General features: G+C 35.1%; 12 protein-coding genes. 5 read left to right on the plus strand and 7 right to left on the minus strand.

Translation table 11 applies throughout. The features are described from left to right. Nucleotides 1–91: 91 nt before the first annotated feature. The gene (gene ppnP / locus IE051_RS14475; RefSeq protein WP_189361912.1) at nucleotides 92–373 is read left to right on the plus strand and encodes a pyrimidine/purine nucleoside phosphorylase; all 282 of its coding nucleotides are present in this window, start codon (nucleotides 92–94) and stop codon (nucleotides 371–373) included. A gap of 179 nt (nucleotides 374–552) precedes the next feature. Here the strand turns inward: ppnP and IE051_RS14480 are convergent, their stop codons facing one another. The 6 genes from IE051_RS14480 to trhO all read right to left on the minus strand — a co-directional run bounded on the left by IE051_RS14480 (nucleotide 553) and on the right by trhO (nucleotide 7,370). Further along, complete coding sequence (locus IE051_RS14480) at nucleotides 553–2,898, minus strand: penicillin-binding protein 1A (protein WP_189361916.1); 2,346 nt, start codon at nucleotides 2,896–2,898, stop codon at nucleotides 553–555. 61 nt (nucleotides 2,899–2,959) lie between these two features. After that, nucleotides 2,960–3,457 carry a gliding motility lipoprotein GldH gene (locus IE051_RS14485; protein ID WP_189361917.1) on the minus strand — a complete coding sequence of 166 codons (498 nt, stop codon included), beginning with the start codon at nucleotides 3,455–3,457 and terminating at the stop codon, nucleotides 2,960–2,962. Next, a complete protein-coding gene (locus IE051_RS14490) occupies nucleotides 3,444–4,694 on the minus strand; it encodes a PSP1 domain-containing protein (protein ID WP_189361919.1) in 1,251 nt (416 codons plus the stop codon). The genes IE051_RS14485 and IE051_RS14490 overlap by 14 nt, the downstream gene beginning before the upstream one ends. Nucleotides 4,695–4,810: 116 nt before the next feature. After that, a complete protein-coding gene (locus tag IE051_RS14495; protein ID WP_189361921.1) occupies nucleotides 4,811–5,041 on the minus strand; it encodes a ferredoxin in 231 nt (76 codons plus the stop codon). After that, the gene (locus IE051_RS14500) at nucleotides 5,041–6,285 is read right to left on the minus strand and encodes a peptidase U32 family protein (RefSeq protein ID WP_189361923.1); all 1,245 of its coding nucleotides are present in this window, start codon (nucleotides 6,283–6,285) and stop codon (nucleotides 5,041–5,043) included. The genes IE051_RS14495 and IE051_RS14500 overlap by 1 nt, the downstream gene beginning before the upstream one ends. An 11-nt stretch (nucleotides 6,286–6,296) precedes the next feature. Beyond that, nucleotides 6,297–7,370: an oxygen-dependent tRNA uridine(34) hydroxylase TrhO gene (trhO, locus tag IE051_RS14505; protein WP_189361925.1), complete on the minus strand. Its 1,074-nt coding sequence runs from the start codon at nucleotides 7,368–7,370 to the stop codon at nucleotides 6,297–6,299. A gap of 372 nt (nucleotides 7,371–7,742) precedes the next feature. On the opposite strand from trhO, the gene recA reads away from it, so the two are divergent. The 3 genes from recA to IE051_RS14520 all read left to right on the plus strand — a co-directional run bounded on the left by recA (nucleotide 7,743) and on the right by IE051_RS14520 (nucleotide 11,005). Beyond that, on the plus strand, nucleotides 7,743–8,744 hold the full coding sequence (recA, locus tag IE051_RS14510; RefSeq protein ID WP_189361927.1) for a recombinase RecA: 1,002 nt from the start codon (nucleotides 7,743–7,745) through the stop codon (nucleotides 8,742–8,744). A gap of 239 nt (nucleotides 8,745–8,983) precedes the next feature. Next, nucleotides 8,984–9,526: an RNA polymerase sigma factor gene (locus tag IE051_RS14515; protein WP_189362269.1), complete on the plus strand. Its 543-nt coding sequence runs from the start codon at nucleotides 8,984–8,986 to the stop codon at nucleotides 9,524–9,526. Then, nucleotides 9,527–11,005: an outer membrane beta-barrel protein gene (locus tag IE051_RS14520; protein ID WP_189361929.1), complete on the plus strand. Its 1,479-nt coding sequence runs from the start codon at nucleotides 9,527–9,529 to the stop codon at nucleotides 11,003–11,005. A gap of 13 nt (nucleotides 11,006–11,018) precedes the next feature. On the opposite strand, the gene IE051_RS14525 is transcribed toward IE051_RS14520, so the two are convergent. Further along, on the minus strand, nucleotides 11,019–11,768 hold the full coding sequence (locus IE051_RS14525) for a lysophospholipid acyltransferase family protein (protein WP_189361931.1): 750 nt from the start codon (nucleotides 11,766–11,768) through the stop codon (nucleotides 11,019–11,021). A gap of 174 nt (nucleotides 11,769–11,942) precedes the next feature. Here IE051_RS14525 and trpS point away from each other — a divergent pair, with 174 nt between their 5' ends. Continuing rightward, nucleotides 11,943–12,911 (plus strand): tryptophan--tRNA ligase, encoded by a 969-nt coding sequence (trpS, locus tag IE051_RS14530; RefSeq protein WP_189361933.1) that lies wholly within the window; start codon nucleotides 11,943–11,945, stop codon nucleotides 12,909–12,911. Nucleotides 12,912–12,919: the final 8 nt, after the last annotated feature.

Consider the following 12,919-nt stretch of genomic DNA (forward strand, 5'->3'; position numbering starts at 1 on the left):
TCTAATATAGTAAAGTCTCATTTAATATTTTTTTAAAAAGACTTGATTTATAGGCAAGCTAATTAAGTACATTTGTATCAAAATACAACTTATGATTTCAACAAATGAATATTTTGACGGCCAAGTAAAATCTTTAGGCTATACCACTTCAATTGGAAATTCAACCATTGGCGTTATGGAACCCGGAACTTATGAATTTGGGACATCCACACATGAAACTATGCACGTTATTGAAGGAGAAATGATTGTTAAATTACCTGGAAGCACAGCATGGCTGACTTTTAAAGCAGGTGCATCTTATGAAATTGATGCCGATGAAAAATTTCAGGTAAAAGTATCGGCACATACCGCATATTTATGTCAATATAAATAAGACTAGATAGTAGTGTTTTAATTCCTAAGACGGATCAGGTTCCTGCCTTTGGTCTACTTGAAAATAAAATACCTCCCTACTTAAGACAAACCTGTAAAAAGGCGACTATAAAAAAAGCTTCTCATAATATGAGAAGCTTTTTTTAGTATGTATTATATAAATATTTCTTCCTAGATGATTTAAAATTCTAAATCATCAGGCAATTCTTCTTTTTCATTGTCTTCAACATCGCCTTCTTCAACTTCAGAACAATCTACTTTGATCGATAGATTTTCAGGCTCTACAAACTCAGCTGTTGAAATATTTAATGCTTCATCGGCATAACAGCTCTTCATATATAACCCCCAAATTGGTAATGCCATAGCCGCACCTTGACCATAAGTTATAGATGCGAAGTGGGCCGCTCGATCTTCTGCGCCAACCCATACTCCGGTAACTAAATTAGGCACCATTCCCATAAACCAACCATCACTTTGATTTTGAGTAGTTCCCGTTTTTCCAGCTATGGGATTTGTAAATTCATAAGGGTAACCCGTAATTATTTCTCTGTAATCTGCTCGATAAGCTTCCCTTCCTTTGCCTCTTAATCTAGCACCTGACCCAGATTGGGTCACACCTTCCATAAGTTTAACAGTAACATAAGCCGTTTCAGCACTTAGAACGTCTCTGGTTTCTGGTTTAAACTGATACAAAAGGGTTCCATTTTTATCTTCAATACTCGTTACCATAACAGGTTTGGTATATACCCCTTGATTTGCAAAGGTTGCATATGCACCAACCATTTCATATACACTAATGTCTGGTGTACCTAATGCTATGGAAGGCACAGGTAGCATCTCTGAATCTATACCAAGTTTCCTAGCTAAATTAACAACCGTTTGTGGTCCTACTTTATCTATCAACCGCGCTGTTATAGTATTTACAGAGTTAGCTAGCGCGTTTTTTAAAGTTCTTGTACCACCGTAATCATTTTCACCATTTGAGTTTCTAGGACACCATTCTTCAGGGTTTCCATATTTATTCGCTTCAATACAAAAAGGAGTATCAGGAAATTCATCGCAGGGCGAGAAATGTAACTGATCTATAGCAGAGCTATAAACTAAAGGCTTAAAGGTAGAGCCTATTTGACGTTTTCCCTGTTTAACCATATCATATTGAAAATGCCTATAATTCATACCACCAACCCATGCTTTAACATGCCCTGTTTGTGGATCCATAGACATCATACCTGTTCTTAAAAAAGACTTATAGTAGCGCATAGAATCTACAGGCTTCATAATCGTATCAATTTCAGTAGGTTGCCCATCTTTCCAAGCAAAAACAGACATTTGAACTGGTTTTTCAAAAGACTCCTCAATTTTCTTGTTAGACTTCTTCAAATCATATTTCATATGCCTCCAACGCTCAGATTGCCTCATTGATCGCCACATCAAGGTATCAATTGCACCTAGAGTAAGATCTAAAAAGGGTGCTGTAGGATTTCGTTTTGGTGTGTTTTGGTGAAAAAACTCAGCTTGCAATCTTGGCATATGCTGTTGTACCGCTTGTTCAGCATAGGTTTGCATACGTGAATCAATGGTTGTATAAATTTTTAACCCGTCATTATACAGATTGTATTTTGTACCATCAGGTTTTGGATTCTTCTTCATCCAGTCTTTCATAAAACCGTCTAAATACCCTCTAAAATAAGTAGCAATACCCTCACGGTGTGATTCTGGCGAATAGTTTAAATCTAAATCTGTTTGTTGCAGTGAATCTTTTAGTTTTTCATCTATAAAATCATACTTATACATTTGGGCTAAAACCACGTTACGTCGTTCTTTCACCAATTCTGGCCGCCTTCTAGGATTAAAAAGTGACGAGTTCTTAAACATACCCACCAACATAGCAGCTTCCTTCAATTCTAAATCTTTAGGTTCTTTACCAAAGTATATTCTAGAAGCACTTCTAATACCATCCGCATTATTTAAAAAGTCATAAATATTAAAATACTGTGCAATAATTTCTTCCTTGGTATATTGACGCTCTAATCGAATGGCTATAACCCACTCTTTCAGTTTTTGAAGCACGCGTTCAACAATATTTTTAGATCCTTCCCCATGAAACAACTGTTTTGCCAATTGCTGAGAAATGGTACTCGCTCCACCACCACTGCCTAGTTTTACAGCTGCTCTTAGTGTGCCACGGGCATCAATACCTGAATGGTCATAAAACCGAGCATCTTCTGTTGCAATTAAAGCTTCCACCAAATATTCTGACAATTCATCATAACTAACAGGAGTTCTATTATCATTAAAATAAAACTTCCCTAAAGTTTTTCCATCTGAAGAAATAATTTCGGTGGCTAAATTAGTTTTTGGATTCTCTAATTGGGTGTGATCTGGCATTTCACCAAAGGCACCCGATGAGGCCAATAGGAACAAGACACCTACTGCTAAGATTCCACCTAAAAATAAAATCCAAAACCATCGAACATATTTTGAAAACCCTTGCTCTACTTTCGTTTCTTTTTTTGCTTTTGCCATGCACTATATATTCATACATCCTGATGCTATTCCACTAAGGTGAAATCACGAGATGCGATATTTATTTACTATTTGCAATACTTTCAATTCTAAATCCAACATCGGTAACACCTTCTAATTCTTTCACCCCATTTACTTTTCCACTTTCTCTCATGGCATGTTGAATGTTAACCGTATATTCTCCTGTTTCATTAAAAACAACCTGTTCCTTATACCACAGTTTATTTTCCTTCACATCAGTAAAACCTGTTCCCAATAGTTTACCACTAGGTTCGGCCATCCTATATTCCAACGTATCTTTTACTGTTTTCCCATGAGGAAAAACCATTTCTACGATAAGGAATAAATTATTGTATTTATAGGCGTTTGTATTTCTTAAATTAACAAACAAATTATACGCTTCGGTTGAATCTGGAGGGGTTATTTTGAAACTAATAACAGAATCCTTGTCCCACTTATTTGGCACCGATTGGTACTTATCAAAAACATGATGCTCATCACAACCTATAAAAACAAAACAAACAACTAAAAAAAATAATATGATTTTATTTGGAAGCATTTTTATTATTTTGAGGTTTTCTTCTGGTGTTTTTGTTTTTTTTCTGCTGGTTAGGATTCTTATTAGAGACCGTATTCTTATTCGAAGCTGTATTTTTGTTCCCTTGATTACCCTTCCGTCTATTATTTCTACGTTTTTTATTGCGTTTTGGACCATCAAAACGTGTTAAACTATCTTGACCTACAACGTTCTCAAACTCCGTTTTAGTATCTTCTATGAGGTCTGAAGCGTATTCCTCTAGGCTTGCAATTTTTTTCTTTTTCTTATTTAACTCTATAATTTCATTGGCCTGAGTGGTTGTGATTTTATGCCAATTCATCCATTCCCCTTCATAAGCATACCACATATGGCCTTTGAAGATATCTGTTTTCTGGCATACAGCAGTTCCTTTTTCAGTGTATAATTTTGTATCGTTTTTAGGAAATGCCTTTAAGGCATCTAAATAGGTGTCCAACTCGTAGTTTAAACAGCATTTTAATTTACCGCATTGACCTGCTAATTTTTGTGGATTCAATGATAATTGCTGATAACGTGCAGCTGATGTACTTACTGAACGAAAATCAGTCAACCATGTAGAGCAGCATAATTCACGCCCACAAGACCCAATACCACCAAGTCTCGCAGCTTCTTGCCTGAACCCTACTTGTTTCATCTCAATTCGGGTTCTAAACTCACGCGCAAAAACTTTAATAAGTTCACGAAAATCTACCCGCTCCTCTGCGGTGTAATAAAACGTAGCCTTACTTGCATCCCCTTGAAATTCAATATCTGAAATTTTCATAGACAGTTTCAAATCAATGGCGAATTGACGTGCCTTAACCTTCATGGGTTCTTCCTTGTCTCTGGCAGCCGACCAAATATCAATATCTTTCTGAGATGCTTTTCGGTAAATTTTAAGAGCTTCTTCTGGCACTACTGGTATGTTTTTGCGTTTCATTTGAACACGCACAAGCTCACCAGTAAGCGTTACCATTCCAATATCATGACCTGCCTTAGCCTGAGTTGCAACAACATCGCCTATACTTAAGGTTAAATTTTCAGTATTAAGATAGTACTCTTTTCTACCATTTTTATAACGGACTTCAACCCAGTTAAAAGGTTTTTCTCCGTTAGGAAGAGACATGTTTGATAACCAATCAAAAACGGTTAATTTATTGCAACTGTCTGTTCCACAAGTACCGTTATTTTTGCAACCCTTTGGAGAGCCGTCTTTAGTTGAGCAACTTGCGCAAGCCATATTTTATATATTGAATTCGCTAATAATTAAATTATTACGAATGGAAGTTCATACCTTTTTTCTAATCTGTAAATATATGATTATTATCAGGACTTAAAAAGGAAGATTACAACAACTTAGACCTGCTTAACAGATATAATCTTTACAGGGCAGGCCTTTGCCGCATTGTCTGATGGCTCAAAAATTAACTCGTCATTTGATTTTAAAGTAAAAAAACCCTTTTTGTCATTGGCATGTAATAAAACGCTCTTTCCATCCTTCTTAGACATCTGGAACTGATCTGGCGCTAGCTCTACGCAGTAATTACAGCCAATACATTTTTTTCGTTGTAGTGTGATGACCACCATTAGGCTTCAACCTTATTTTCAATTAATTTATATAATTTATCAGACTGCCGAATTCTAAAAGGCAGCTTCATGGTTATCATATCGCCTTTTGTGCCTTCACTTAATTTTTGATCGTTTACTAATAATTCTTCAACAACCAATTCTTGTGCTCCTGTAGTTGGACCCGTAATTAAAATGGTATCACCAACGTTTATATTATACGCTTCAATCTTAAATTCCCCCACCTGGGCTTTTGGGAAAAAGTGCGTGCCTTTACCAATATAAACCTTCTTTTGTTTGGCATGAGATCCTGAACCTTTACTCCACTCACCTAATTTTTGTCCTAAATAATACCCACTCCAGAACCCTCTATTATAAACTGTTTCTAAAGTTTGCATCCATGAAATAACCTCATCTTTACCGTAGCTACCATTCTCAATACTATCAATAGCTTCGCGGTAGCATTTAATCACTTTAGCAACATATTCTGGTGCGCGTCCCCGCCCTTCAATTTTTAAAACCTTGATTCCAGCATCTACAACCTCATCCAAAAAATCAATGGTGCACAAATCTTTGGGAGACATGATATACTCGTTATCTAGCTCCATTTCAAAACCTGTTTCCTGATCAATGACCGTGTATTTTTTTCTACAGTTTTGCTTGCACGCTCCTCTGTTAGCAGAGGAGTTTTGAGAATGCAAACTCATATAACATTTCCCCGAAACAGCCATACACAGCGCACCATGTCCAAAAATTTCTATTTCAACCAAATGTCCTGAAGGGCCTTTTATTTGCTCTTTTTCAATTTGCTCAGTTATCTTTTTTACTTGACGTAAACTCAATTCCCGACTCAACACCATAGTGTCGGCAAACATGGCATAAAACTTAACGGTTTCTATATTCGTAACATTAATTTGGGTTGAAATATGCACTTCCATCTGAGCTTCTCTGGCCATAGCAATCACAGCTTGATCCATGGCTATGACAGCAATAATATTAGCCTCCTTAGCTTTATTTACTAAAGTTTTTACAATAGATAAATCGTGATCGTAAATAATTGTATTAAGCGTTAAATAACTCCTTACGTTTTTTGACGCACAGCGGTTTGCTATTTCAGGCAAATCATCTAAAGTAAAGTTAATAGATGCTCGAGCGCGCATATTGAGTTGTTCAACGCCAAAATAAACCGAATCTGCGCCATTATCTAAGGCGGCCTGCAACGACTCAAAGTTACCTGCAGGGGCCATTAATTCTATCTTTTGCATACGTTTCAGGATTATTTTTTATCCACTTTGAACGTTTCAAAAATATTTCGTAAATCTTTTTTATAGGGTAAGTGGTCTGCACGTCCTTTTTTGAAAATATCATTGCTATTTCCCTGTCCCTTCCGAAGTGCTTTTTGTTCTTCAAAAGGTAAGGCATGAATGTCCTTGCAATTTGTAGAACAGCAATTATTCATTTCTGCTTTACACGCATCACATTGAATAAATAATAAATGACAAGCATCATTAGCACAATTGGTATGGACATCAAAAGGAGTGCCGCACTGATGGCAATTTGCTATCACATCATCACTAATTTTTTCAGCACGACGTTCATCAAAAACAAAATTCTTGCCTATGAATTTATTTTCAAGATTTTTTTCATTTATCTGTCGCGTATATTCTATAATGCCGCCTTCTAATTGATAGACATTTTTAAATCCTTTGTGCTTAAAATAAGCACTAGCCTTTTCGCAACGAATACCACCGGTGCAATACATCACTAAGTTTTTATCTTCCTTATGATCTTTCAAGTCATCTTCAATAATATCCAAAGATTCCCTGAAGGTATCCACATCTGGTGTCACAGCGTTTTTAAAATGGCCTATCTCACTTTCGTAATGGTTACGCATATCAACCAATACCGTTTTTTCATCTTCTATAAGTTCATTAAAAGCATCAGCGCCAACATGAATTCCTTTATTGGTAACATCAAACGTTTCATCATTTAAACCATCTGCTACAATTTTGTTACGCACTTTTACCTTTAGTTTTAGAAAAGACATATTATCTTGCTCTACAGCAATGTTTAATCTGATATCTTTAAGAAAATCTCTGGTATCTAAATGCGCTTTGAATTCATTAAATCGATCTGCTGGCAGTGATAACTGGCCGTTAATACCTTCGGTAGCCACATAAATACGACCCAAAACGTCTAATTTATCCCAGACAATAAATAATTGATCTCTAAACTCTTGAGGATTGCCAATTTTGGCATATTGATAAAAAGAAAGTGTTAATCGATCTTTACCTGCTTTCTCGATTAATTCTGCTCTTTCTTTTGCGCTTAACTTATTGTACAGTTGCATGCTATACTAATTTTTAAGGTTAAAGTCGCACACGGCGACATAAAGAAATATTTTAATGGGCAAAAATACAATTTTAAAAGTTTGAATCCATTTTTGCCATAAAAAAAAGCACTTAAATCATTATTTAAGTGCCCTTTCAAGTTAGTTTGAGTTAGTCGTATAGAATTTATTTTGATACTTTGGATAGCAAAAAAACTTCTTACTTATTAGTAAGATACATGAGTTTAAAAAAGGTTGCGTCTAAAGCAAAGAATTATTTTTTAACACCATTTTTTATGAGCTGAATTTTAAAAATTTATGTTGAAAACTATTATTGTGATATGACGAAAGATATAGTAATTTAGCATTCGTAATTCAGAAAAAATTAGAGCAATGAGCAATGAAAAAGACGCTAAATTAAAGGCGCTTAAACTTACATTAGACAAATTAGATAAAGCTTACGGTAAAGGCACCGTGATGAAAATGAGTGATGCGGCTATACAGGATGTAGAGGCAATTTCTTCGGGCTCATTAGGTTTAGATATCGCTTTAGGCGTTGGGGGGTATCCTCGCGGCAGAGTTATTGAAATTTATGGTCCAGAATCATCAGGTAAAACAACCCTTACCCTACATGCAATTGCTGAAGCTCAAAAAGCAGGAGGTATTGCTGCTTTTATTGATGCCGAGCATGCTTTTGATAGATTTTATGCTGAAAAATTAGGTGTAGATATTGATAACTTAATCATATCACAACCTGACAATGGGGAGCAAGCTTTAGAAATTGCTGACAATTTGATTCGTTCAGGTGCTATTGATATTGTTGTTATTGATTCAGTTGCTGCTTTAACACCAAAAAGTGAAATAGAAGGCGAAATGGGAGATTCAAAAATGGGACTTCATGCGCGTTTAATGTCTCAAGCATTGAGAAAATTAACAGCTTCTATTAGCAAAACCAACTGTACCGTAATTTTCATTAACCAATTACGTGAAAAAATTGGTGTAATGTTTGGAAACCCTGAAACAACAACAGGAGGTAATGCTCTTAAATTTTATGCTTCTGTAAGACTAGACATTAGACGCTCTACTCAAATAAAAAGCACCGATGGTGGCGTTATGGGAAATAAAACTAGAGTTAAGGTGGTTAAAAACAAAGTGGCACCGCCTTTTAAAATGGCTGAATTCGATATTATGTATGGCGAAGGTGTTTCTAAAGTTGGTGAAATTTTAGACTTGGCTGTAGACTTTGAAGTTGTAAAAAAGAGCGGTTCTTGGTTTAGTTATGAAGACACCAAATTAGGACAAGGTAGAGATGCCGTAAAAGCACTTATAAAAGACAATCCAGAACTCATGGATGAACTTGAAGCTAAAGTACGAACACTAGTTTCAGAAAAATAATTAAAAAACCCCGTTAGTTCGGGGTTTTTTTTTGATTTCACGCAACCTTTTTAAATATTATTCATCTTCATTATACAACATGTATAGATGACTAGTTTTGCCTTTAGTGAAAAATTTATTGTAATTTGCTAGAGGTTTGATTTCTAGGCGAAATAATCTTAACTGAATTTTGTCTTTTACTTTCACAAAAGTATTCAGGACCGAATCAATTGATGAGTATTAATTAATACATGTTTAATTTGGGTTTAGAACAACTCATAGAAAATTGTAAAAAGCAAAATACGAAAGCACAAGGTGAATTGTACAAGCTGTTTTCCAGCAAACTTTTCGCCATATGCTTGAAGTATTCGCGAAATCGCATGGAAGCAGAAGATAACCTGCAAGATGCGTTTTTAATAATTTTCAATAAAATTGAACAGTTCAAAAATAAGGGCTCATTTGAAGGCTGGTTGAAACGTATTACCGTAAATACCGTTTTACAGCGTTATAGAAATGAAAAGGTTTTTGAACTTATTAAAGAAAATACAATTGAGGATGTTACAGTAGATATTGAAGAAGATACTATTTCTATTGATTATTTATTGGAAATCATTCAAGAGTTACCGGATAGGTATAGGTTAATATTTAACCTTTATGTTTTGGATGGATATTCGCATAAAGAAATTGCAAAAATGCTAGACATAAATTTAGGAACCTCTAAGTCAAATTTAGCACGAGCTAGACAAATATTAAGACAAACTATCGCGGATTTTAAAATTGCGCAGCAGTCACAGTCATTATAAATGAGTGAAAAGAAACATATTGACAGAGTATTTCAGGAAAGCTTTAAGGACTTTGAAGTTTCTCCTAGAGATGCCGTTTGGGCAAATATCGAAGCTGAACTTAAGAAGAAGAATAAGAAGCGTCGTGTTATTCCTGTTTGGTGGCGCTATGCTGGCGTTGCAGCTGTACTCCTTTTGTTTCTGTCTTTAGGTGGTATGTATTTTAACAATACTAAGTCTAATACAAATTATCAAATTGTTGACGATAACTCCATCGAAAACAAGACTAATTCTGACACCAACTCTCCCATTCAATTAGGTGATACAGGCACCAGTAATACGTTTATAACGAAAAATAATTCAGCAGAACCAGCTGACCATTCAGAGGTATTGCCACAAGAATCTTCAGCTATCGCAGTTTCAAATTCTGAAGTTATTGCTAAAACTCCAGTTTCTGTAAATAATAATTCGAATAAACCTGAGCCAAACAAGAATACTTCTTTCGAGGAGTCCATTGCTTTGACAAACACCCCTAATGGTAGTAGTGCCATCGCAAATTCCAAAACTGACGAATCCATTAAAACAGATGACTTTAATACGCCTTTAGTCGACGATAAAAAACAAAATGAACTCATAGCAGGAAATTCTAAAAACAATATTGCCCTTAATGACAATGACAGGATAAAAGAACTTCCTGAAAACAACATTCAAAACAACTCAAAACAAAAAAACAGTTTAACCATAGAAGAGGCTTTAGATAAAAACAAAGATGTTATTGCCGATAACACCCCTGAAAGCAGGTGGAGCGTAGCACCAAATATTGCACCGGTTTATTTTAACACGCTAAATGAAGGATCTTCAATAGATAACCAGTTCAACTCGAATTCTAAAACAGGAGACGTAAACATGAGTTATGGTATCGCAACAAGCTATGCTTTAAACAAAAAACTTAAAATTCGATCTGGAATTAATAAAGTAAATTTAGGCTATAATACCAATGACGTGGTTGTTTTTCAAACTACTTCAGGTAGCAGTAGTAGCTCCTTAAAAAATGTTGACAAATCTGCTTCTAGTATAGCGGTTGGTAGTAGTCAAAATTTAGAAAGCAATGCTTCGGCACCCCCTATTTCAGACATAAACACCTCCATTAATCAATCCTTTGGATATATTGAAGTACCGCTTGAAATTCAATATACTTTTATTGACAAAAGATTAGGCCTTAATGTAATTGGAGGTTTTAGCTCATTCTTTCTAGATAGCAACGAGATCTATTCTGAAAGAGATAATGGTGTAAAAACATACTTAGGGGAGGCTAATAATATTAATGATGTTAGCTACAGTGCGAATTTTGGGCTTGGCTTAAATTATAGGTTTACCAAGAAAATTGATTTGAATTTAGAACCTACATTTAAATATCAATTTAATACATTTAGTAATACTACTGGTGATTTCACACCCTTCTTCATTGGTGTTTATACAGGATTTGCCATAAAATTTTGATGGCATCCCATTCTCAGCTATTTACTTTTGGATTAAAAACTTGAAGCTGTTTCAATATAACCTCTTTAGTTTCATCTTTTAAAGGCTTTGTGTCCTCAATACCCAATCCTTTCGTTGTAATAAATTCATGCATTTTTACACGCATTATTCCAGGGCCTCCACTAAAGAAAGTATAAGACAATCGCTTTTTATTATCTGCAAATGTTATAGGCACAAGAGGAATTTGATGATTAATAGCTAAACGAAAGGCTCCATTTTGAAATTCATCCAATTCAATATGCTCTTCAGGAACCCCACCTTCTGGAAAAATACAAATACTCAAGCCCGATTGCAACCTTTTTTGAGCTCTTAAAAACACGGCATGCCTACTTTTTGGTGAACTCCTATCAACCAGAATACAGGTTCTTTTATAAAAGAATCCAAACAATGGTATTTTTGCTAATTCAGCCTTCCCCACAAATACAAACGGGTTTTTTACAGTAACCAACATAAGCATTATATCTGCCATGGAGGTATGATTAGCAACAAACATATAGCTTTCATGCGCCTTAGGAATTTCATCCCGATTAATGCTATAGGTAAATCCCATTCCGAGAAGAATAAACTTGGCCCAAAAACGCGCTAATCTAAAAAAGAGGGGATACCATGATTCCTTTGAAATTGAAATTAATAGAATAGGAAACAATACAAGTATTGGTAAAGTTACCAAAACATAAAACCAAATGCGATAAAGCGTCCAAAATATGTATTTCAAAATTTTCATGCGCCCTAAAAGTACTATTATAAATTGATTATTTTTAAGACACCTAAACTAAAAATATTGATATATGGCATACTTATTCGAGTCACACAGAAATGCTCGATTTAATTAAAGTACTTATTGTCTCTTTTTTTTATTGGAGAACTTATCTTTAAATTTGCGCCTTATTAAAAAACTATGGCGCGCATACTTACAGGAATACAAAGTACAGGAACACCTCATCTAGGAAATATTTTAGGAGCTATACTTCCTGCTATTAAAATGGCAGAAGACCCGCAAAATGATTCTTTTTTATTCATTGCAAATTTGCACACCTTAACGCAAATTAAGGACGCAAATGTACTGCGTGAAAACACTTATTCCACAGCGGCCACTTGGCTAGCATTTGGTTTAGATGTCAATAAGACTGTATTTTACAGACAAAGTGATATTCCTCAGGTCACAGAATTATCTTGGTATCTCAGTTGTTTTTTTCCTTACCAACGTTTAACGTTAGCACATAGTTTTAAAGATAAAGCCGATAGACTGGAAGATGTTAATACTGGTTTATTCACTTATCCAATGCTTATGGCGGCTGATATTTTATTATATGACGCCGAGATTATTCCTGTTGGAAAAGATCAATTGCAACATATTGAAATGACACGTGATGTAGCCTCGCGCTTTCAAGCAAAAGTTGGTGAAACCTTTGTATTGCCAAAAGGCAAAATTCAAGAGAATACCATGTTGATTCCTGGAACTGATGGTGAAAAAATGAGTAAAAGTAGAAACAATACCATCAATATTTTTCTAACGGACAAAAAGTTACGCAAACAAATTATGGGTATTCAAACCGATAGCACACCTCTTGAAGATCCAAAAGACTGGAAAACATGTAACTGTTTCGCTATATACAACTTATTGGCTAACGCATCCCAAATTGAAGCTATGAAAGCTAATTATGAAAATGGCAATTATGGTTATGGTCATGCAAAACAAGCACTTTATGAACTCATCGTGGAAAAATTTGCTGTTCAACGCGAAAAGTATAACTACTTTATGAACAATCTTGAGGAGGTTGATAAAGCATTAGCCATTGGAGCCCAAAAAGCAAGCATAGTAGCCAATACTGTTTTAAAACGAGTTAGAGAAAAAGTTGGTTATTAATTAAACCT

The organism is Algibacter mikhailovii (assembly GCF_014651495.1).
GTDB lineage: Bacteria > Bacteroidota > Bacteroidia > Flavobacteriales > Flavobacteriaceae > Algibacter_E > Algibacter_E mikhailovii.